This is a genomic window from Roseococcus sp. YIM B11640 (assembly GCF_049727625.1).
GTDB lineage: Bacteria > Pseudomonadota > Alphaproteobacteria > Acetobacterales > Acetobacteraceae > Roseococcus.
In genome coordinates this window covers 1,066,653-1,087,077 of the sequence record NZ_JBBJOZ010000001.1, presented here as the reverse complement: position 1 = coordinate 1,087,077, position 20,425 = coordinate 1,066,653, and the positions used below count along the sequence as shown (strand labels likewise).

Genomic DNA, 20,425 nt, shown 5'->3' with positions numbered 1-20,425 from the left:
GGCAGCGTGAAAACACCCAAGTCCCCGACCCCTCGGCCCCTCCACGGTTCCGCCACCGAGCCGCGGCGCGCGCGCCTCATGTCCCGCGAGCAGGCGGGCAACTTCATCCGCGCCATCGCCGCCGAGAATCCGGAGCCGGAGACGGAGCTCCTCTACACCGACGCCTTCACCCTTCTCGTCGCCGTCGTGATGTCGGCCCAGGCGACGGATGCCATGGTGAACAAGGTGACGCCCGCCCTCTTCGCCGCGGCGCCCAACCCGGCCGCCATGGCGGCGCTGGGCGCCGAGGGGATCGGCCAGCTCATCCGCCGCATCGGGCTCTGGCAGGGCAAGGCGCGGAACGTCGCGGCGCTCTCGGCGATGCTGGTGGAGAAGCATGGCGGCGAAGTCCCGCGCGACCGTGCCTCGCTGGAGGCCCTGCCGGGCGTCGGCCGCAAGACGGCCAATGTCGTGCTCAACGTGATGTTCGGCGAGGCCACCATGGCGGTGGACACGCATATCTTCCGCCTGGGCAACCGAACCGGGCTCGCGCCCGGCAAGAATGTGCGCGAGGTCGAGGACGGGCTGGTGAAGCGCATCCCGCCCGAGTTGCTTCGCGACGCGCATCACTGGCTGATCCTGCACGGGCGCTACATCTGCAAGGCGCGGATGCCCGAATGCTGGCGCTGCAACGCGCGCGCCTTCTGCAACTACCGCGACAAGGTAATGCATCCCCCGGTCCGGTAGCCGCGAGGCGGTTTCGGCGTTATTTTCATGAATTGGAATGAATGAGACGGAGACCTCCGTGACACCGATCCATGCCGCCGCGCTTCTGGCCCTGGGCCTTTCGCTTCCCTTCGGAACCGCGCTCGCGCAGGACAAGTCCGGCCCCGTGACGCGGACGGAGGTAGCGGATGCCAGGGCGCTGCAGCGGCTCCGCCACAATAGCGGCCTCTCGCTGCAATGGATCTCCTGGGACTATCGCGGCCAGCTCCGCATGGAGGAGACGGGAGAACTGCTCCGCCTCCGCGGCTCGCAGCAGGAGCGCGGCGGGCCTGGGCGGCTCGAGATTGACGGTGCCGTCACGCATATCGACCAGACCGGCTTCACCTTCCAGGGCCGCGTCGTCATCCGCCAGGCGCCGCCGGACCGCGCCGAATGCGTGCGCGACGGCACGCTGCATTTCCGCATCACCGGCAACCGCCGCTACTGGCGCATGCAGGAGATGGAAGCCTGCGCGGGGCTGACGGACTACGTGGACATCTACTTCTAGAATTCCCGCAGCCTGACGAGCGTCACCGAGCATGGCGCGTCGCGCGCCACCTCGGCCGGCACGCTGCCGAGCACGCGCTGCGTCAGGCCGCCCGCCTTGGCGCCCAGGATGATGTGGTCCACGAGGTTCTGCCGAGCGTAGTCCAGGATGGCGCCGCCCGCGCTCACCGCCTCCAGCACGTGATGCGTCAGCCGGTGCTCGGGCAGGCCGAGCGGCGCGGACCAGTGGCGCAGTTCCATCAGGCGCTGCACGTGCTTGTTGCGGCCCTCGGCATCCAGCGTGGTGTCCGGGCGCAGCACGTTCGTCCGCAGCACGTTCACGCAGGCCACGCGCGCGTCGGGCCGCATGGACAGAAGGCGCGCCAGCGTGTCGCGCAGTGCGCCCGCCATGCGCGGATTGCCGTCCTCCAGGTCGATGGCGATCACCACGATGGGCGCGTCGCGCTGCGGCAGCGCCGCCGCCTTGCGCCGCAGTTGCGGCTGGAAGTCGGGGTTGAAGCGGCGCTGGAGGCGCGCGGTCCACTTGTCCCGCTTCAGCTTCTCGGCGCGCCTTGTCAGCTGGATGGTGCCGGGGTTCCGAAGCTCGAAGGCCAGCTGCGCGGCACTTGGCGGGCGCTTGCCGGGATCGGGCTCCAGGCATCGCAGGATCACCTCTTGCAGCCAGGGCGGGCAGTCGGGCTCGATTGCGCGGGGCGGCGGCGGGTCCCACCAGAGGCGGCGCTTGAGCTCCACCAGGCGCTGGGGGTCGCCGAAGGGCCGGCGGCCCGTGACGAAGAAGTACATCAGCACGCCCAGCGCGAAGAGGTCCGAGGCCGGGTCGCCGCGCACGCCCATCACCTGCTCCGGCGCCATGTAGGGCGCCGTGCCATAGGGGAGGCGGAACTCCTCCTCCATGAGGTCCGGCAGAAGCGCGGCGCGCGAGAGGCCGAAATCGATCATCACGACCGCCCCCTCGCCGCCCCGGCGCAGGATGTTCGAGGGCTTAACGTCGAGATGCACCACACCCTGCCGGTGCAGGCTGTCCAATGCGTCGGCGGCCGAGGCGGCGATGGCCGCCACCTCCTCGGGCGCGCGCGGCAGGCGCTTGAGCAGCGGCAGGAGGGAGCCGCCGTCGATCCGCTCCATCACCAGCCAGGGCGTCGGCTCGTGGCCGAAGCCGTGGCACCTGGGTACATGCGGGCCGGAGAGGCGGGGCAGGATCATCTGCTCCATCTCGAAGCTCACGATGGCCGCCGGGTCCTCACCCTCCGCCAGCAGGGGCGATTTCATCAGCAGCGGGCCGGGGATGTCGGGGTGCGTGACCTCGCGCAGCACGGCCATGCCGCCCCGGTGCACCACCGGGCCCAAGGTGAAGCCGCCGATGACCTCGCCCTGCTTCATTCGCCGGTGAAGAGCCGTTCGGCCAGCATCTCGGGCAGGCCGGCCGCGCGGATCTTGGCCGCGGCGGCGCCGATGTCGTAGGGCACGCGCATCCAGGCCAGCTCGCTGGAGGCGGTGTCGAGCATCCCGTAGCAGGCCGCCGGATTGCCATCGCGCGGCTGTCCGACCGCGCCCATGACGGCGAGCCAGCGGCGCGGCTGCAGCAGCGGCAGCATCACGCCCGGCGTTGGCCGGTGCGCCACCAGCTTCTCGGTCGCGGTCAGGCCGAAGAGCGCGGGACGGTGGGTATGCCCGCAGAAGGTGAGGCGCGCCTCCGTCGCCTCCAGGCTCACCCGGGCGTCCCCAGCATCCAGCACGTATTTCCAGGCCTGGGGGTCCGAGCCCTCGGAATGGGTGTAGAGCCGGTCCTCCTCCTCATGCGTGAAGGGAAGCTGGCCGAGCCAGCCGAGTTCGTCCTCGTCGAGCCGCGTGGAGGTCCACCGGATGGCGATGGCGGCGAGGCGCGAGAAGTTGTGCGGCCCGATGACGGCCGCCTCGTCGTGATTGCCGCGCAGGACCACGGCGCCTTCTATGGCCAGCCGCTGCACCCGCGTCACCACCGCGCTGGGGTCCGCGCCATAGCCCACCAGGTCCCCGAGGATGACGTAGCGCTCCGCCCCCTGGGCGGCTGCATGCGCGAGGCAGGCGTCCAGCGCCTCCAGATTCCCATGGATGTCCGACAGCAGCGCGATCCGCATTCCTACCTCCAGAAGCCCCGATCATGCGCCAGGACGGCGCGGGACGGCAGCCCCGGGTCGACAGCCGGGGGGTGCGAGGCCAGAATCGTTCCACTCCCACGCCCTGGATCCCCGATGCCGATTCCGCTGCTCGTCCTCATGCCCATCGATCCCGAGCGCCTGGAGCGCATCGCCGCGGCCGGATACGCGCCTCACCTGGCCGTGGGGCCGGAGGCCCGGGCCGAGGCCATCGCCCGGATGAAGGACGAGGTCCGCGCCGTGCTGACCAATGGCGCGACCGGGCTGACCGCCGCCGAGATGGACGCGCTGCCCAATCTCTCCATCATCACCTGCATGGCGGCGGGGCACGAGAACGTGGACCTGCGGGCCGCCCGCGCGCGCGGCATTCCGGTGACGCACGGGCCCAGCACCAACGATATCTCGGTGGCCGACCACACCTTGGCGCTGCTGCTCTCGACGGTCCGGCGCATCCCGCAGGCGGATGGCGCCGTGCGGCGGGGCGCCTGGATGGCCTCGCGCGAGCCGCGTCCCATCGTCTTCGGCAAGAAGCTCGGCATCCTCGGCCTTGGCAATATAGGGCGGCAGATCGCCGAGCGCGCGAACCGCGGCTTCGACATGGAGATCGCCTATCACAACCGCGCGCCGCGGCCGGAAATCCCCTATGCCTACATGCCCTCCGTCACGGAGCTGGCCGAATGGGCCGATTTCCTGGTGATCGCGGCCCCCGGCGGCGCGGGCACGCGCCACCTGGTGGATGCCTCCGTGCTGCACGCCCTGGGGCGCGGCGGCTACCTCGTGAACATCGGCCGCGGCAGCATCGTGGACAGCGAGGCTCTGGCGGCTGCGCTGAAGGGCGGCACCATCGCCGGCGCGGCATTGGACGTGGTGGATGGCGAGCCCGAGGTCCCGGCCTCCCTGCTGGAAGCCCCCAACCTCGTCATCACGCCGCATATCGCCGGGCGCTCGCCGGAGGCGATGATGGCGACGGCCAACCTGCTCATCGCCAATCTCGACGCCCATTTCGCTGGCGAGCCGCTCAAGACGCCGGTCGCCATGCCGGCCTAGCGGAGGCGGCGACGCGTCCCCAAGTGAACGGAAAATTCCAGGAGACCTCGTCCATGATCCCGCTGACCCGACGCGCCACGCTTCCCCTCGGCCTGCTGGCCTTCGCCGCCACCGGTGCCATGGCGCAGCCCGCCAATATCCGCGTTCGCGGCACCATCACGGCGCTGGAGGGCGACATGCTCGCCGTCACGACGCGCGAGGGCGACCGCGTGCTCATCCGGCTGGTGGAGAACGCCACCATCGTCTCCCTGCGGCGCGTGGCGCTGACGGAGATCGCGCAGGGCACCTCGCTCGGCGTCGTGGCGGAGCCGGGGCCGAATGGTGGGCTGCAGGCCGTGGCCATCACCGTGCTGCCGCCGGGCGTCCGCATCACCGAACGGCAGTTCGACTGGGACCTGCGGCCCGGCACCTCGATGAATGACGGGCCCGTCGCCGCCATTATGGAGCAGGGCACGGGCCGCGACGTCACGCTCAGCATCATGGGGCGGAGCGTGCCGGTCCACGTGCCGGCCGAGACGCCGCTGCTGATGCCCGTGCCCGCCTCGCGCGCCGATCTCGTGCCGAATGCGACCGTCTTCCTCAATGCGCTGCGCGCCGAGGACGGGCGGCTTTCGGCCAACCGCATCACCGTCAGCAAGGACGGCGTCGCACCGGTGATCTGACGGCCACTGCCGCCTTTTCAGATACCGGCACCGCCAGGACGCGTCCCGGCGGTGCCGGTATCATCCCCGGTTCGTGAAGCGCGCGTTCCCGAGCCCGGTGCCAATCGTCAGCACGCCCCAGCGCTTCACATCCTGCATGTTGGGAATCTCGCTCAGCCCTTGCAGCACGGCATCATTGTGCATGAGGATCGCGGTTGCATGGCCGCCGATCTCGGGCATGCGCTCCATCAGCTCGCGCGGGAGATTGAAGCGGCTGCTTTCCCAATTGCCCGGGAGGTTCTGCCCGCCGCGCGCGATGGAGCCGTCCTCCTCGATGATGCCCGGACAGCCGATGCCGATGAAGGGGGCCAGCGCACGCTTTTCCATCTTCGCCTGCTTCACCATGGCTTCCAGCATTCGCGCCATGCGCTCCACAGCCTCCTCGCGGCTCGGCTTGTCCTCGGCGTGGCACCACACCTCGAGCCCGGCTACCTTGGCCTGCGAGAGGTCCTTCTTCTTCTTCAGATTGAGCTCAACCAGCCCCACGCGGATGTTGGTGCCGCCGATATCCACCGCCAGCAGGCTGTCATGCCCCGCGAAGATCCAGCTCGGCGCCAGATGGGCCGCGCCGATCAGCGCGGCCTCGTCCGGCTCATGGGTGATGGGCAGGATCTCGACGCCCAGCCCCTCGGCCTTCAGCAGCAGCGAGGCGCGGCCGATGGCGAGATGGCCGATGCGGCTGCCGCTCATGCCGCCCCCGGCGACGATGCGCTGCGTGTCCTTCCAGCCCTTCAGCCGCAGGAAGCGCCGCACCACGCCCGCGAGCTCCTGCGCGAATTCCTCGATGACGCCGTGCACCAGCGCAGCAGCCTCCGGCCGCTCGTCCTGCATCATCTTCTCGAGCCGGCGTTTGGTGATCTCGTCGGTCGGCGCCTCGCCCAGCGGGTCTTCCTCGCCCAGCTCGCGCAGGCGCTCGCGCCATTCGTCGAGGATGTTCCAGAAGGCGCGCTTGCTGGCCCGGTCGCCCAGGAACCCATCCTTGTCGCGTGCCTCGGCGTTGTAGGCGTCGATCGTGACGCTGGTGAGGGTGGCGGCGCCGTGCCCGGCGACGGGTGGGGCGACGGACTGGTCGGACATGCAGGTGAGCTTTCCCCTTTAGGTGAGGGAAGAACGCCGCGCGCGCCTGCCGGTTGGCCCCGCGCGGGGCCGCTACCCGAACTGCGCGGGCCGCGGGGCGTAGACGTATCCCTCGCCGTCCTTCACCACCCGGCCGAAGCCCGGCCAGGGCACGTGAACGCCGCCGATCAGGATCTTCTCCTGCGAAACCATGTCGAGCGTGCGCAGCCGGCTCTGCACGCCCATGGCGCTGTCCACGTCCACGCCCACCCGCCAGCGCGGCCGCGCGAGCTGGATGAGCATCTGGTGGGCGATGTCGCCCCAGATCAGGATGGTCTGGTTCTGGCTGGTCAGGCGGAAGCTGACATGGCCGGGCGTGTGGCCGGGCGCGGGGTCCATGAAGACACCGGGGATGACCTCCAGCCCCTCGCGCATCTCGGTCGTGCGGATGCGCCCGCCATAGGGGCGGATGGCGCGGCGCGCGGCCTCGATGAAGCGCTGGCCCTGCGGCACGCGGCTTTCCATCGCCGGGTCCGTCCAGAACTGGTGGTCGATCTGCGTTACCACGATCTCGGCGTTGGGGAAGTTGCGCGTGGTGCCGTCGTAGCTGAGGCCCAGCGCGTGCTCGGGATGGATATGGGTCAGCAGCACGGTGTCCACCTGCTCGGGCGAGTAGCCGCTGGCGCGCAGCGCTTCGAGCGTGCCGCCCGTGGTGGGAATGAAGCTCGAATGTCCGCCGCAATCGATCATGGCCAGGTTGCGGCCCGTGTTGATCACATAGGCGCCGACCGGCTGATGCAGCCCCTGGGGGATGGCGAAGGCCTGGTCGCGCAGCGGCGCGATCTCTTCCGGGCGGGCGTCGGGGAAAAAGTTGCGGATACCTTCATTGGTACCGCCCATCCCGCCGTCCAGCAGCGTCGTGACCTCGACATCGCCGACCTTGATCCGGTGGAAGCGCGGCGGGTTGGGACCCCGCTGGGCCGGTACGCCGGCCGTCTGCGCCACCGCGCCGGCCAGAGGAACGGTCGCCGCGGCAGCCCACAGCGCCGCACGCCGCGCAAAAGCGAGCGATTTCCCGGACATGATCTTCTCCCATGACAAGGTGTTCACATTTAAGGCTTGTGCCCGGAACTGTCAGCCATTCCATTCTGTCCGGGTTTCCCATGGGAGCCAGTCATGAAAGCCGTCGCCTACAACCATTGCCACCCGGTGACGCATGAGGACGCGCTGCTGGACGTTGTCCTGCGCGAGCCCTCCGAGCCGCGGGGGCACGATCTGCTCGTCCAGGTGAAGGCCGTCTCCGTGAACCCGGTGGATGCCAAGCAGCGCGCCGGGGCGGACCCGGCTGGCGAGCCGCGCGTGCTGGGCTTCGACGCGGCCGGCATCATCGTCGCGCGCGGGCCGGACGCGCATATCTTCGGCAATGGCGAGGAGGTCTACTACGCCGGCACCATCACGCGCCCCGGCAGCAATGCCGAGTTCCAGCTGGTGGACGAGCGCATCGTCGGCCGCAAGCCGAAGAACCTCGGCTGGGGCGAGGCGGCGTCCCTGCCGCTGACCACCATCACGGCCTATGAGGCGATGTTCGACCGCCTCCGCATCTCCAAGAGCCCGAGCGGCGTGAGCGGCGTGGGCAACACCGCCGCGCCGATCCTCGTCATCGGCGGCGCGGGCGGCGTGGGCTCCATGGCCATCCAGCTGGCGCGTCAACTCACGGGGCATACCGTCGTGGCTACGGCCTCGCGTCCGGAAACGCGGGCATGGTGCGAGAAGCTCGGCGCACACCACGTGCTGGACCATTCGGGGGACCTCGTGGCCCAGGCCAAGGAGCTCCGCCTGTCCTTCCCCTACATCTTCTCCACGACGCAGACCGTCCGCCACTGGCGCGCGATCTGCGAGCTGGTCGCCCCCCAGGGCGCGGTGGTGGCGATCGACGACTTCATGGAGATCGAGATCGGCCGGCTGAAGTCGAAGTCGGCGAGCTTCCATTGGGAGGGCATGTTCGCGCGCTCCATCTACAAGACGCCTGACATGGCCGCCCAGCACATGCTGCTGAACGAGGTGGCAAGCCTGGTGGAGGCTGGGAAGATCCACCACACCGCGACGAGGAAGCTCGGGAAAATCGACGCGGCCAACCTGCTGGAGGGCCATGCGCTGGTCGAGAAGGGCGCCATGATCGGCAAGGCGGTGGCCGAGGGCTGGGACTGACGGCGCGGACAGGCTATCCGCCGGGGCGTGACCGAGCCCCTGCCCTCCCTTCCCGTCGAGGAAGCGCTGCCCGCGCTGCGCGAAACCCTCAGCGCCGGCAGCAATGCTGTCCTCGTCGCCCCGCCGGGCGCGGGCAAGACCACGCTCGTGCCGCTCGCCCTGCGGGACGAGGCCTGGGCACGGGGCGGCAAGCTGCTGGTGCTGGAGCCGCGCCGCGTCGCCGCCCGCGCCGCCGCGCGCCGCATGGCCTCGCTGCTGGGCGAGCAGCCAGGCGGCACCATCGGCCTCGCCACGCGGCTGGACCGCGCGGTGTCGAAGGACACGCGCGTCGAGGTGATCACCGAAGGCCTGTTGGTGCGGCGCCTGCAATCCGATCCGGGCCTGGACGGCGTCGCCGGCGTGCTCTTCGACGAGGCGCATGAGCGGCACCTGGATACCGATCTCGGCCTCGCCCTCTGCCTCAATCTGCAGCGCGGTCTGCGGCCGGAACTGCGGCTGCTGGCCATGTCCGCGACGCTGGATGGCGGCCTCTTCACGAAGCTTCTCGATGCGCCGCTGATCGAGAGCCTGGGCCGCGCGCATCCCGTCCGCATCGAGCATGTGAAGCGCGACGTGACCGAGCTGCGCGACCTGCCGGACGCCATGGCGACGGCGATCCGCGGCGTCATCTCGCGCGAGGCGGGCGACGTGCTGGCCTTCCTGCCCGGCTGGGGCGAGATACGCCGCACGGCGGAGCGCCTGGCGGGCGTCGACGCCGACGTGCTGCCGCTCCATGGCGAGCTCTCGCCCACCGAGCAGGACAAGGCGCTGAGCCTCGGCGCGCGCCGCCGCATCGTGCTGGCCACCAGCATCGCCGAGACCTCGCTCACCGTGCCCGGCGTGCGCATCGTCGTGGATGGCGGCTTCCGCCGCACGCCGCGGCTGGACGGCGCCACGGGCCTCACGCGCCTCGTCACCGTGCGCATCAGCCGCGCAGCCGCCGAGCAGCGCGCCGGCCGCGCCGGCCGCACCGAGCCGGGCGTCGCCATCCGCCTCTGGAGCGAGGCCATCCATCGCGGCCTGCCCCTGCAGGATCGCCCGGAGATGCTGGAGGCCGAGCTGTCCGGCCTGGTGCTCGACTGCGCCTCCTGGGGCGCGGACCCGGCCAGCCTCCCCTTCCTCGACCCGCCGCCCGAGGGGCAGCTCGCGGCCGCGCGCGCCGTGCTGACGAACCTCGACGCGCTGGACGAGCAGGGGCGCATCACCGTGATGGGCAAGCGCATGGCGCGCATGGGCACGCATCCGCGCCTCGCCCGCATGATGTGCGCCGTGGAGAACGAGGGCGAGGCCGCGCTGGCTGCCGACCTCGCCGCCCTGCTGGAGGAGCGCGACCCGCTGCGCGGCCGCGAGCCGCCCGCCGACATCACGCTGCGGCTCGACGTGCTGCACGGCCACGCGCATGCGGAGAGCGACGGCATCGCGATCCGTGCCATCCGCCGGGCCGCCGCCATGCACCGGCGGCGCCTGGGCGTGCACGGCAACGAACTGCCGGAGGGCGATGCGGGCGCGCTGCTGGCCGCTGGCTTCCCCGACCGCATCGCGCTGAAGCGCGGCACCATGGACGGCGCCTTCCGCATGGCCTCGGGCCAGGGCGCCCGCATCTCGGTCGCCGATCCGCTGGCGAAGCAGACGCTGCTGGCGGTCGCGGACCTTGAGCTGAAGGGCACGGAGGCGCGCATCCGCATGGCCGCTCCGCTCTCCCGCGCCACGCTGGAGGCCCGCTTTCCGGAGCGCTTCCACACCGTCGAGGGCGCCTCCTTCGACGCGCGCGCCGGCGCCGTGCAGGCGCGCCGCCGCGTCATGTTCGGCCCGCTGGTGCTGGAGGAGGCGCCGCTTGCCGGCGTCGATCCGTCCCTCATGGCCGAGGCTCTCGCCGAGGCCGCCGCCGGCCGCGCCTTCCGCGACCTGGACTGGAGCGAGCACGCGAAGCAGCTCCGCGCCCGCGCCGCACGCATGCACGCGCTGGAAGGCGTGCCCTGGCCGGATCTGTCCGACGCCGCGCTGGCCGCGACGGCGAAGCAGTGGCTGGCGCCCTATGCTTCCGGCCTCACCAAGCTCTCGGAGCTGAAGTCGCTCGACGTTGCGCAGATGCTGCTGCCTCACGATCTGCGCCGGCGGCTGGATGCCGCGCTGCCCACGCGCGTCGCGCTGCCGCAGGGCCGCAGCGCCGCGATCGACTACAGTGCCGAGATCCCGACGCTGGAGGCCCGCGCGCAGCACCTCTACGGCATGGGCGCGATGCCGCCCCTCGCCGAGGGGCGCATCCCGCTGCAGGTCGCGCTGCTCTCGCCCGCCGGGCGGCCGATCGCCATCACGGCCGACCTCGCCTCCTTCTGGAAGACCGGCTGGGCGGATGCGCGCAAGGACATGCGCGGCCGCTACCCCAAGCACGACTGGCCGGAGAACCCCGCCGAGGTGGGATGAGTTCACGACCCGAGGCGCGCCTGCCAAGCCAAGGCCTGGCGGGAGGTCAGCTCTCCACGCGCAGGTCGAGCTCCTGCGTGATCTCTGTCCATTCGCGCAACTTGGTCGCGATGAAGCTGCCGAAATCCTCCGGCCCCAGATAGGCGGGCACGGTATCGATGCGCAGCAGGCGCTCATGCGTCGCGGGCGACTGGGACGCCTGGCGAAAGGAGGCAGCCAGCCGCTCGATGATGGGGCGCGGCGTGCGTGCCGGCGCCATGAGCCCCGAGAAGCCGTCGAAGATGAAGCGCCGCGAGTAGCCGAGCTCCACGAGCGTCGGGACATCCGGGAGCGAGGGCGACCGCTGCGCGCCGCTCGCCGCCAGCGGCCTCACGCGGCGCGCCCGCACCATCTCGCCGGCCGCGGCCATGCTGTGGAAGCCGCCATCCACCGTGCCGGCCAGGATGTCCTGCAACATGGGCGCCTCGCCGCGATAGGCGACCTGCGTGGCATTCAGCTGGAGCTCCCGCGCCAGGATCAGGCCGAAGGCGTGGCCGGTGGAGCCGGGCGCATAGTTGGCGATCGAGACCTCGCGCCCCCGCGACCAGGCCGCGAACTCCGCAAGCGTCGTGACCGAAGCCGGCACCTTCGGCCCCACCACGAAGTTCACCGCCGTGGTGCCGAGCCTCCCGATCGGTGCGAAATCGGCCACGGGGTCATAGGGGAAGCGGCCCATCACCACCGGGCTCTGGATATGCGTCGTGATGGTGAAGAGGAGCTGGTAGCCGTCCGGCGGCACCTTGGCCGCGTATTCCGTGCCCACCATGCCTCCTGCGCCGCCGCGATTGTCGATGATGATGGGCTGGCCGAGATCGGTCTGCATGGGCTCGGCCGCCATGCGCGCCCAGGTGTCGGTGCCGCCGCCCGCTGGGAAGGGCACGATGAAGCGGACAGGGCGGTCGGGATAGGCCGCGCCCTGTGCGTGCAACAGGCCCGGCGCGGCGAGAATCGTAGACGCGCCCCAGGCGAGCGCATGGCGTCGTTGCATGTCGTTTCCCCAGTTCTTTCACGCATCCTCCCACCCGGGGGAGGCACGCGTCCAGGGTCACATCAGGGCGGCGGCGTCGCCGCCAGCCATTCCCGCCCTGCCTCTTCCGCCGGCAGGCGTTGGGCAGGGTTCGCCATGAAGGCCAGGACGTCACGCGCCACTTGCTCGCGGTTTCGGTCGCGCAGCAGCAGGTGCCAGCCCTCAGGGTAGAAGGCGACGCGCGGCACGGCGGCGTCATGCAGCGCCCGGCGGGCATAGCGGATGGGCACTACCTGGTCCCTGCCGCCGATCATGACCAGCGTGGGAACCTCGCGGCAGCAGGCCGGGAGCGCGGCGACCGCCTGGTCCATCAGATCCACGATGCCCTTCACCATGTCGAAGCGGACCTCGTGCAGGGTCAGCGGGTCGCGCGCGAAGCGGCGCAGCGCCTCGGGATTGTCGCTCGCGGTGATGCCGGCGGCTCCGGCGGGCATGGCCAGCGGCCCCAGCGCGCGCGAGGCGCCCCAGAGCAGCCCGCGCAGGAAGTCCGACAAATAGGGGCCGCCCCAGATGGCGGGGGATGAGAGGATGACGCCCGAGACGTCGCGCGGGTCCAGCACCAGCGCCACGGCAGCGCCCATGCTTTCGCCCAGCACATAGACCGGCAGGCCGGGGTGACGACGGCGCAGCAGGCGGATGGCCTCACGCGCGTCGCCCACCAGCGTGTCCGTGCCCGCCCAGTAGCCGCGCGCGGGATTCCAGCCGAAGCCCCGCTGGTCGTAAGCGTAGACGATGGCCCCGCCGGCGGTGAGCAGCGGGCCGCCATCGGCCATGAAATTCCCGCCATGGTCCGTCAGCCCGTGAAGCGCCACCACGAGGAAGCGCGGCTCGCCCTCGGGCCGCCAGATGCGCAGCGGTAACCGGGCGCCGTCCGGCATCACCAGCATCTCCTCCGGCCGGGGGCCCGAGGGCTGTGCCTCGGGCGGCGAGGGCGCGAAGGCATAGGCGGGGCGGTAGGTCCAGGGCAGCGGCGGCGGCACGAAGGGCACAATGGAGGCTTCGCCGATCACCGGCCCGGCAGGGATCATGACGGGCGCACAGGCGCCGAGCGAGAGCGCGGCCAGGAAGAGGGCGGCGAGGAGCTTCATGCGCCCCGGATATGGGCACGGCTGCGGCTGGTCCATCAACCCATGAGGGTTTATGTTGGCGGCCAACCAGCAGTCACCACGAAGGCCCCCCTGATGCGCGACCCGGAGCTGACCGGCTACACCCCCAACCTCACCCCCGGCGTCACGCCCGATGACGTGGTGATGGTGGACACCCGCAAGGTCGGCTGCGATGGCGGCCATGAAGGCCCGCTGGGCCATCCGCTCGTCTATCTCCGTATCGAGGGCGAGCAGGTGACCTGCCCCTATTGCTCCAAGACCTACCGCCTCAGGGAAGGCGCGGGAGACGATGGACATCACTGACGGCTCGGTGATCCCCTCGGCCGAGCCGAGGGATCCTCCGCCGGGCGACCCGCATCTGATCCTGATCGACGGCAGCGGGTACATCTTCCGCGCCTTCCACGCGCTGCCGCCCATGACGCGGCCTGACGGCACGCCGGTCAACGCCGTCTTCGGCTTCTCGCAGATGCTGGAGAAATTCCTCAATCAGAACAGCTCCAGCCACATCGCGGTCGTTCACGACAGCGCGCGCCAGACCTTCCGCAGCGACATCTACCCCGACTACAAGGCCCACCGCCCGGAGCCGCCTGAAGACCTGATCCCGCAATTCGCGCTGATCCGCGAGGCGACAGAGGCCTTCGGCGTCGCGCAGGTGGAGCTCCCCGGCTACGAGGCGGACGACCTGATCGCCTGCTACGCCAAGGCCTTCGAGGCCGAGGGCGGGCGCGTCACCATCGTCTCCTCCGACAAGGACCTCATGCAGCTCGTGCGCGAGAAGGTCTGCATGCTGGACCCGATCAAGCAGAAGCCCATCCGCGAGCCCGAGGTCTTCGAGAAGTTCGGCGTGGCGCCGAACAAGGTGGCCGAGGTCCAGGCGCTGGCCGGCGACGCGACGGACAACGTGCCCGGCGTCCCCGGCATCGGCATCAAGACGGCCGCCCAGCTGCTCAACGAATACGGTGACCTGGAGACGCTGCTCGCCCGCGCGGGCGAGATCAAGCAGCCCAAGCGGCGCGAACTGCTGCAGACCCATGCCGAGATGGCGCGCATCTCGCTGAAGCTCGTCACGCTGGATTGCGATGCGCCGCTACCGCTCCCCGTGGAGGCACTGGTCGCCCGCTCGCCCGAGCCGGTGCGGCTCGGCGCCTTCCTGGCGGAGAACAATTTCCGTTCGCTGATGGCGCGGCTCGGCCTCGGCCTCGCCGATGGCGGCGCGCCCAATCGCCCGCGCCCGGCCCTGCCGCAGCCAGCGCGCGAGGAACCGGCTAACCCGCTGGAGATTCCCTTCGCCGGCTACACCTGCGTCACCACGCTGCCCGAGCTGGAAAACTGGGTGGCGCGCGGCCGCGCCGCGGGCGTGATCGCGCTCGACACCGAAACCGACAGCCTGGATGCACTGGCGGCGAACCTCGTCGGCGTCTGCCTCGCGGTCGCGCCCGGCCAGGCCTGCTACATCCCGCTGCGCCACGCAACGCCGGACCTGCTGGCCGAGACGCCGGTGCAGGTCACGCATGACGAGGCGTTGGCCGTGTTGCGCCCGCTGCTGGAGGACGCCTCCGTCCTCAAGGTGCTGCACAACGCGAAGTACGACATCGAGGTGCTGGCCAATCCGAAGAATGGCGGCATCGCGGTCTCACCCATCGACGACACCATGCTCATCTCCTACGCGCTGGAGGCCGGCGCGCATGGGCATGGCATGGACGAGCTTTCGCAGCTGCACCTCCAGCACAAGCCGATCAGCTTCGACGAGGTGACGGGTACGGGGCGCAACCGCATCCTGTTCCAGCACGTCCCGCTGGACCGCGCGACCTGCTACGCGGCCGAAGACGCGGATGTGACGCTGCGCCTCTGGCACACGCTGAGGCCCCGTCTGCGCGAGGTGCGCGCCCTCAGCCTCTACGAGCAGGTGGAGCGCCGCATGGTCTCCGTGCTCGCCACGATGGAGCAGGCGGGCGTCAAGGTAGATGGCGAGGAGCTGAAGCGCATCGGCACCGATTTCGCCGAGCGCCTGGTGGTGCTGGAGGCCGAGTGCCACCGCCTCGCCGGCCGTGCCTTCAACGTCGGCAGCCCGAAGCAGCTCGGCGAGATCCTCTTCGACGAGATGGGGCTGAAGGGCGGCAAGAAGGGCAAGACCGGCGCCTATTCCACCGATGCCTCAGTGCTCGAGGATCTCGCCGCGCAGGGCAACGAGCTGCCCCGCGTGGTGCTGCAGCACCGCCAGCTGGCCAAGCTGAAATCCACCTATGTCGAAGGGCTCACGGCGCAGATCGCGGCCGATGGGCGCGTGCATACGGACTACTCGCTGGCTTCCACCAGCACGGGCCGCCTCGCCTCCACCGAGCCGAACCTTCAGAACATCCCCATCCGCAACGAGGAGGGGATGAAGATCCGCCGCGCCTTCGTGGCGGAGCCGGGCCATGTGCTGATGAGCGCGGACTACTCGCAGATCGAGCTCCGCCTGCTCGCGCACCTCGCCGAGGTGCCCACCCTTCGCGAGGCCTTCGAGAAGGGCGAGGACATCCACAGCCGGACAGCGGCGGAAATCTTCCACCTCGACCCGAAGAACGTCGACAAGGAAGCGCGGCGCCGCGCCAAGACAATCAATTTCGGCATCATCTACGGCATGAGCGCCTTCGGCCTTGGCGCGCGGCTCGGCATCCCGGCCGGCGAGGCCCGTGGCATCATCGACGCCTATTTCGCGCAGTACCCCGGCATCCGCGCCGAGATGGAGCGGCTAAAGGAGGAGGCGCGCATGAAGGGCTACGTCCTCTCGCCCTTCGGCCGGCGTCTCTGGATCCAGGATATCGCGTCGAAGGACCCCGTCCGCCGCGGCGGGGCCGAGCGCCAGGCGATCAACGCCCCCTTCCAGGGAGGCGGCGCCGAGATCATCAAGCGCGCCATGGTGCGCGTTCCCCGCGCGCTGCGCGAGGCAGGGCTCAGGACCCGCATGCTCCTGCAGGTGCATGACGAGCTGGTCTTCGAGGTGCCGGAAGCGGAAATCGAACCCGCCGGCCAAATCATCAGAAGAATCATGGAGGGCGTGGCCGAGCTGCGGGTTCCGCTGCTGGTCGAAGTGGGACACGGCGCCTCCTGGGCGGAGGCACATTGATCGCATGTCTTCCACATTCTCGCGGGAGGAGAGGAAGATCCTCGTCTCCGTCTCCGGCGCGCATTTCGTCAGCCATGTCCACATCCTGGCGCTGCCGCCCCTCTTCCCCCTGATGCGCGACGCCATGGGCGTCGGCTTCCTGGAACTCGGCCTGGCGCTCACGGTACTGAACGTCGTGACCTTCTTCACCCAGGCCCCGATGGGCCTCCTGGTGGACCGCCTGGGCGCTCGGCGCATGCTGGTGGCGGGGCTGCTGCTCGGTGGGCTCGGCTATGTGCTGGCAGGATTGGGGGGCGGGTATTCCTGGCTGCTGGTCGGCGCCTTCCTCGCGGGGCTGGCCAATAGCGTCTATCACCCGGCGGACTATGCCATTCTCGGCAGCTCCATCGAGGATGCGCATGTGGGCCGCGCCTTCTCGCTGCACACCTTTGCGGGATATCTCGGCAGCGCCGCGGCGCCCTTCCTGATGCTGGGCGTGTCCTATGTCGCCGGGCTGGGCACGGCGCTCGTGGTCGCCGGCCTGCTCGGGCCGCTCGCCGCCATTCCGCTGCTGCGCGGCGCGCGGCAGGAAAAGCCCGCGCCGCGCCGCGCGAAGGCCGAGGCCGGCGGGCCGCGCCTGCTGAACGCGGCGGTGCTCTCGCTGACCGTCTTCTTCACGCTCATCGCGCTGGGCAATGGCGGCATCCAGAGCTTCGCGGTCTCGGCCTGGAACGCGGCCTCCGGCATCTCGCTGGCGGCGGCGAATGTCGCGCTTACCGCCTGGCTCGCGGCCAGCGCCATGGGCGTGCTGGCGGGCGGCTATGTCGCCGACCGCACCAAGCGCCACGGGCTGGTGGCGGCCTTCGGCCTGGGGGCGGCGGCGGTGCTGCTGCTGGTGGCCGGGCTCGGCGACCTTCCGGCGCTGCCGCTGACGCTGGTCATGACCCTTTCGGGCTTCCTCTCGGGCATGATCATGCCCTCACGCGACATGATGGTGCGGGCCGCAGCCCCGCCGGGCCAAGCAGGCGCGGCCTTCGGGCTGGTGAGCACGGGCTTCAGCATCGGCGGTATCGCGGGGCCTGTGCTGTTCGGCTGGCTGCTGGACCATGGGCAGCCGCATGCGATGTTCGCCATCGCCTCGGCCCTGCTGATCGGCGCGGTGCTGATGTCGCTGGTGCAGGAGCTGCGGCGCGGCCGGCGCCTGGTGATGGCACCGGCCGAGTAGCGGCCGGCGCCTGGGTTGCTGAAGCGGAACGCTTCAGCCGGCCTTTTCCAGCTTGTCCTGCGTCTTCGTCTCGAAGTCGCTGGCGTCGTGGCGCTCGCGCAGCTGGGTCGCGGGCTCCCCGGCAAGGCGGTTGACCATCCGGCCGCGCTTCACCGCCGGCCGCGCCCAGAGCTGTTCCGTCCAACGCAGCACGTTCTTGTATTCATGCGCGGCGAGGAACTCGGAGCCGCCATAGCTGTCGAACTTCACCAGCCCGCCATACCAGGGCCAGATGGCCATGTCGGCGATGGTGTAGTCCGGACCCGCCACATATTCGCTCTCGCCCAGACGCCGGTCGAGCACGTCGAGCAGGCGCTTGGTCTCCATGGTGAAGCGATCGATCGGGTATTCCCACTTCTCCGGAGCATAGGCGTAGAAGTGGCCGAATCCGCCGCCGACATAGGGCGTGCTGCCCATCTGCCAGAACAGCCAGGAGAAGGCCTCCGCCCGCGCCGCGGGCGCCGTCGGCAGGAAGGCGCCGAACTTCTCGGCAAGGTGCACGAGGATGGCGCCGGATTCGAAGACGCGGATCGGCTCGGGGCCGCTGCGGTCCACCAGCGTGGGGATCTTGGAGTTCGGATTGGCCGCGACGAAGCCGCTGCCGAACTGATCCCCCTCGCCGATGCGGATGAGCCAGGCGTCGTATTCCGCGCCCTGGTGACCGAGGGCCAGCAGCTCCTCCAGCATGATGGTGACCTTCACCCCGTTCGGCGTGCCCTGAGAGTAGAGCTGCAGCGGGTGCTTGCCGACCGGCAGCTCCTTCTCATGCGTGGCGCCGGCGATGGGGCGGTTGATATTGGCGAAGCGGCCGCCGCTCGCCTTGGTCCAGGTCCAGACCTTGGGGGGGACGTATTCGGTGCTCATTGTCTCGGAGGCTCCGGTGGTGGTCGAGAAAGCATGTGGACGCATTCCGGCGGTTGCCAACGGGCCGCCTCCGGCCCTCGGTACGTTAACCATTTAGAAAGGATTTCACCGCATAGGATAAACGATCGCGATCAATCGGGAGGAAGCGAGAGTGCCGCTGGCCGCCGGAGACACCGCTGGCTTCGCGCCGGCCCGCTATCTCGGGAACGAGATCCCGGAGAAAGGACTGGCCTCAAAGCCCCTGAGCGGTATCGACTGCCATTTCGGCCTCAATGGCGACGTGGCTTCGATCGTCACCGACACCAAGGTCAGCGGCTACGGCCCGCGCGCCATCGACATGGCCGCCCGGGGCGGCATCGTCGCGGAGACGCTGTGGGAGGAATACCAGCATAGCTCCACGGCGTCTTCCGCGCTGAAGGGCTTCCTCTTGACCTTCGACGATATCGGGTCAGCGAAAGCGCTGAAGAAGTGGGCCTATCCGACCGGCGCCAAGATCAGCAAGGAAGATGTCGGCGGCCAGGAAAAGTACATACCCACCGCCACCAACAAGACCATGGCCACCATCACCGAGGAATATGGCGAAGGCTCCCTGCACCAGCTTGGCGCGCGCTGGTCCAAGGTCGCGATCGAGCAGACGGTTCGGAACAAGGGCACCGTCCATTTCCATCTGGATGGCATGGGCGAAATCGCGGACATCGTGGGCGGCCATGGCGACTTCAGCCACAACGTGACCTCCCGCGAGCTGCGCTACGTCTACCGCAACCGCGGGCGGAAGGAGCTGATGGGCTCCGTGATCTTCTATAACGGGTTCCAGAAGACCGGCCTCGGCTACCAGGCCGTCATCGTTGACTGCCCCTGGAACTGAAGCCCCGCTACCCCCGCCGCAGCAGCGGGCACTCGCTCTCCGCCGCCGGGCGATAGGCCTGATCGCCCGGGATGGTTTGCACCACGTCCAGCAGGTCCCACTCGCCGCGGGATTCCGATGGCCGCTTGGCGCGCATCAGATACATGTCGCGGATGATGCGCCCATCTTCGCGGATGCGGCCGTTCTTCGTCATGAAGTCGTTGATCGGGGTTGCGCGCATCTTCTCCATGACGGGCCCCGTGGCATCCGTGCCCGCCGCCTTGATGGCGTTGAGGTAGTGCGTGACGGCCCCCCACATGCTGGCCTGGAACATGGTGGGCGGGCGGCCGTGAATGCGCGCGAAGCGGGTGGAGAAGGCGCGCGTCTCGTCGTTCTGATCCCAGTAATAGGCTTCCGTGAAGACCAGGCCCTGCGCCGTCTCCAGCCCGATGGCGCGGACATTCGTCAGCAGGCAGAGCAACGCGGCTGGCTGCAGCCCGCGCCGTAGCAGGCCGAACTCGCCCATCTGCTTCACCGCGTTGATGAGGTCGTTGCCCGCGACCGCGAGCGCAACGACCTGCGCGCCCGAGCCCGCAGCACGCAGCAGGTGCGCCGAGAAGTCGCTCTCGTTCAGTGGCGCGCGGGTGCTGCCCACCACCTCGCCCCCCAGCGCGCGCACCACCGCCATGCCGTTGGCCTCCAGCGAATGGCCAAAGGCGTAGTCGGAGGTGAGGAAGAACCACTTTCGCTTGCCCTCGCCCAGCATGGCCGTGACCGTGCCGCGCGCGAGCGCGTAGTTGTCGTAGGTCCAGTGCAGCCCCGTGGGCGTACAGCCCGCGCCCGTAAGCTCCGTCGTGCCGGCCGCGATGGAGACGTTGATCTTGTTCTTCTCGCGCGTCAGCTGCTGCACCGCGAGCGCGACCGCCGAATTGCCGAGGCCGAAGATGGCGTCCACGCGCTCCTGGTCGTACCAGCGGCGCGCGATGCTCATGCCCACATCGGGGCGGTTCTGCATGTCGGCGTAGACGAGCTCGATGGGCATGTTGTTCACCCGCCCGCCGAAATCCTCGATGGCCATGCGGGCAGAGACCACGTCGCCCATGCCCTGCTGGTCGGCGAAGACGCCGGACATGTCGTCCATCACGCCGATCTTCACGATATTGTCCGACGTCTGTGCCGTCGCCCGGCCCGCGGGCCAGATCGCTGCGCTCGCCAGCATCAGACTGCGGCGCGGCGTCAGGAGATGCGTCTTCGGCGCGGTGTCGCGTTCCATGCGTTCATTCCTCCCCGGCTGGCCCTCATCGATGGGGCCCGGCTCATCCGGGGATCATG

18 protein-coding genes are annotated in these 20,425 nt (G+C 69.9%); 10 read left to right on the top strand and 8 right to left on the bottom strand.

Annotation, left to right across the window (positions count from 1 at the left end; all coding sequences use genetic code 11):
• Positions 1-78: 78 nt before the first annotated feature.
• On the top strand, positions 79-726 hold the full coding sequence (nth, locus tag WJM96_RS05520; protein ID WP_424811430.1) for an endonuclease III: 648 nt from the start codon (positions 79-81) through the stop codon (positions 724-726).
• A 58-nt stretch (positions 727-784) separates the two neighbouring features.
• A complete protein-coding gene (locus WJM96_RS05515) occupies positions 785-1,252 on the top strand; it encodes a hypothetical protein (RefSeq protein ID WP_424811429.1) in 468 nt (155 codons plus the stop codon).
• Here WJM96_RS05515 and WJM96_RS05510 read toward each other — a convergent pair.
• Entirely contained in the window at positions 1,249-2,631 is a 1,383-nt protein-coding gene (locus WJM96_RS05510) for a serine/threonine protein kinase (protein ID WP_424811428.1), read from the bottom strand. The two genes, WJM96_RS05515 and WJM96_RS05510, sit on opposite strands and share 4 nt — an antisense overlap.
• Positions 2,628-3,368 carry a metallophosphoesterase family protein gene (locus WJM96_RS05505; protein WP_424811427.1) on the bottom strand — a complete coding sequence of 247 codons (741 nt, stop codon included), beginning with the start codon at positions 3,366-3,368 and terminating at the stop codon, positions 2,628-2,630. Before WJM96_RS05505 ends, WJM96_RS05510 begins: the two co-directional genes overlap by 4 nt.
• A gap of 114 nt (positions 3,369-3,482) precedes the next feature.
• Here WJM96_RS05505 and WJM96_RS05500 point away from each other — a divergent pair, with 114 nt between their 5' ends.
• Together WJM96_RS05500 and WJM96_RS05495 are read left to right on the top strand one after the other, a co-directional pair.
• Entirely contained in the window at positions 3,483-4,433 is a 951-nt protein-coding gene (locus WJM96_RS05500) for a 2-hydroxyacid dehydrogenase (RefSeq protein WP_424811426.1), read from the top strand.
• Positions 4,434-4,486: 53 nt separating this feature from the next.
• On the top strand, positions 4,487-5,095 hold the full coding sequence (locus WJM96_RS05495; protein WP_424811425.1) for a hypothetical protein: 609 nt from the start codon (positions 4,487-4,489) through the stop codon (positions 5,093-5,095).
• A gap of 60 nt (positions 5,096-5,155) precedes the next feature.
• Here the strand turns inward: WJM96_RS05495 and WJM96_RS05490 are convergent, their stop codons facing one another.
• Together WJM96_RS05490 and WJM96_RS05485 are read right to left on the bottom strand one after the other, a co-directional pair.
• Positions 5,156-6,211: an ROK family protein gene (locus WJM96_RS05490; protein ID WP_424811424.1), complete on the bottom strand. Its 1,056-nt coding sequence runs from the start codon at positions 6,209-6,211 to the stop codon at positions 5,156-5,158.
• Positions 6,212-6,283: 72 nt separating this feature from the next.
• Complete coding sequence (locus tag WJM96_RS05485; protein WP_424811423.1) at positions 6,284-7,273, bottom strand: MBL fold metallo-hydrolase; 990 nt, start codon at positions 7,271-7,273, stop codon at positions 6,284-6,286.
• Positions 7,274-7,366: 93 nt separating this feature from the next.
• Here WJM96_RS05485 and WJM96_RS05480 point away from each other — a divergent pair, with 93 nt between their 5' ends.
• Together WJM96_RS05480 and hrpB are read left to right on the top strand one after the other, a co-directional pair.
• Positions 7,367-8,398: a zinc-binding alcohol dehydrogenase family protein gene (locus tag WJM96_RS05480; protein ID WP_424811422.1), complete on the top strand. Its 1,032-nt coding sequence runs from the start codon at positions 7,367-7,369 to the stop codon at positions 8,396-8,398.
• A 27-nt stretch (positions 8,399-8,425) separates the two neighbouring features.
• Positions 8,426-10,861, top strand: coding sequence for an ATP-dependent helicase HrpB (hrpB, locus tag WJM96_RS05475; RefSeq protein WP_424811421.1), 2,436 nt, complete (start codon positions 8,426-8,428; stop codon positions 10,859-10,861).
• A 46-nt stretch (positions 10,862-10,907) separates the two neighbouring features.
• Here the strand turns inward: hrpB and WJM96_RS05470 are convergent, their stop codons facing one another.
• Positions 10,908-11,888, bottom strand: coding sequence for a Bug family tripartite tricarboxylate transporter substrate binding protein (locus WJM96_RS05470; RefSeq protein ID WP_424811420.1), 981 nt, complete (start codon positions 11,886-11,888; stop codon positions 10,908-10,910).
• 62 nt (positions 11,889-11,950) lie between these two features.
• The gene (locus tag WJM96_RS05465; RefSeq protein ID WP_424811419.1) at positions 11,951-13,015 is read right to left on the bottom strand and encodes a lysophospholipase; all 1,065 of its coding nucleotides are present in this window, start codon (positions 13,013-13,015) and stop codon (positions 11,951-11,953) included.
• A gap of 93 nt (positions 13,016-13,108) precedes the next feature.
• Here WJM96_RS05465 and WJM96_RS05460 point away from each other — a divergent pair, with 93 nt between their 5' ends.
• The 3 genes from WJM96_RS05460 to WJM96_RS05450 are packed head-to-tail and all read left to right on the top strand — an operon-like array spanning position 13,109 to position 17,346.
• Entirely contained in the window at positions 13,109-13,336 is a 228-nt protein-coding gene (locus WJM96_RS05460) for a zinc-finger domain-containing protein (protein ID WP_424811418.1), read from the top strand.
• Complete coding sequence (gene polA / locus WJM96_RS05455; protein WP_424811417.1) at positions 13,323-16,142, top strand: DNA polymerase I; 2,820 nt, start codon at positions 13,323-13,325, stop codon at positions 16,140-16,142. Before WJM96_RS05460 ends, polA begins: the two co-directional genes overlap by 14 nt.
• Positions 16,143-16,146: 4 nt before the next feature.
• Positions 16,147-17,346, top strand: a complete 1,200-nt coding sequence (locus WJM96_RS05450; RefSeq protein WP_424811416.1) for an MFS transporter — start codon at positions 16,147-16,149, stop codon at positions 17,344-17,346.
• A 33-nt stretch (positions 17,347-17,379) separates the two neighbouring features.
• Here the strand turns inward: WJM96_RS05450 and yghU are convergent, their stop codons facing one another.
• Complete coding sequence (gene yghU, locus WJM96_RS05445) at positions 17,380-18,249, bottom strand: glutathione-dependent disulfide-bond oxidoreductase (RefSeq protein WP_424811415.1); 870 nt, start codon at positions 18,247-18,249, stop codon at positions 17,380-17,382.
• A gap of 151 nt (positions 18,250-18,400) precedes the next feature.
• On the opposite strand from yghU, the gene WJM96_RS05440 reads away from it, so the two are divergent.
• Positions 18,401-19,114 carry a hypothetical protein gene (locus WJM96_RS05440; protein WP_424811414.1) on the top strand — a complete coding sequence of 238 codons (714 nt, stop codon included), beginning with the start codon at positions 18,401-18,403 and terminating at the stop codon, positions 19,112-19,114.
• A 7-nt stretch (positions 19,115-19,121) separates the two neighbouring features.
• Here the strand turns inward: WJM96_RS05440 and WJM96_RS05435 are convergent, their stop codons facing one another.
• A complete protein-coding gene (locus WJM96_RS05435) occupies positions 19,122-20,366 on the bottom strand; it encodes an ABC transporter substrate-binding protein (protein WP_424811413.1) in 1,245 nt (414 codons plus the stop codon).
• Between the last annotated feature and the right edge of the window lie 59 nt (positions 20,367-20,425).

Bases quoted from the DNA above. Each gene is read 5' to 3' on its own strand.
- nth (WP_424811430.1), top strand. From the start codon at position 79: ATGTCCCGCGAGCAGGCGGGCAACTTCATCCGCGCCATCGCCGCCGAG.
- WJM96_RS05510 (WP_424811428.1), bottom strand. From the start codon at position 2,631: ATGAAGCAGGGCGAGGTCATCGGCGGCTTCACCTTGGGCCCGGTGGTG.
- WJM96_RS05505 (WP_424811427.1), bottom strand. From the start codon at position 3,368: ATGCGGATCGCGCTGCTGTCGGACATCCATGGGAATCTGGAGGCGCTG.
- WJM96_RS05500 (WP_424811426.1), top strand. From the start codon at position 3,483: ATGCCGATTCCGCTGCTCGTCCTCATGCCCATCGATCCCGAGCGCCTG.
- WJM96_RS05495 (WP_424811425.1), top strand. From the start codon at position 4,487: ATGATCCCGCTGACCCGACGCGCCACGCTTCCCCTCGGCCTGCTGGCC.
- WJM96_RS05490 (WP_424811424.1), bottom strand. From the start codon at position 6,211: ATGTCCGACCAGTCCGTCGCCCCACCCGTCGCCGGGCACGGCGCCGCC.
- WJM96_RS05485 (WP_424811423.1), bottom strand. From the start codon at position 7,273: ATGTCCGGGAAATCGCTCGCTTTTGCGCGGCGTGCGGCGCTGTGGGCT.
- WJM96_RS05480 (WP_424811422.1), top strand. From the start codon at position 7,367: ATGAAAGCCGTCGCCTACAACCATTGCCACCCGGTGACGCATGAGGAC.
- WJM96_RS05470 (WP_424811420.1), bottom strand. From the start codon at position 11,888: ATGCAACGACGCCATGCGCTCGCCTGGGGCGCGTCTACGATTCTCGCC.
- WJM96_RS05465 (WP_424811419.1), bottom strand. From the start codon at position 13,015: ATGAAGCTCCTCGCCGCCCTCTTCCTGGCCGCGCTCTCGCTCGGCGCC.
- WJM96_RS05460 (WP_424811418.1), top strand. From the start codon at position 13,109: ATGCGCGACCCGGAGCTGACCGGCTACACCCCCAACCTCACCCCCGGC.
- polA (WP_424811417.1), top strand. From the start codon at position 13,323: ATGGACATCACTGACGGCTCGGTGATCCCCTCGGCCGAGCCGAGGGAT.
- WJM96_RS05450 (WP_424811416.1), top strand. From the start codon at position 16,147: ATGTCTTCCACATTCTCGCGGGAGGAGAGGAAGATCCTCGTCTCCGTC.
- yghU (WP_424811415.1), bottom strand. From the start codon at position 18,249: ATGAGCACCGAATACGTCCCCCCCAAGGTCTGGACCTGGACCAAGGCG.
- WJM96_RS05435 (WP_424811413.1), bottom strand. From the start codon at position 20,366: ATGGAACGCGACACCGCGCCGAAGACGCATCTCCTGACGCCGCGCCGC.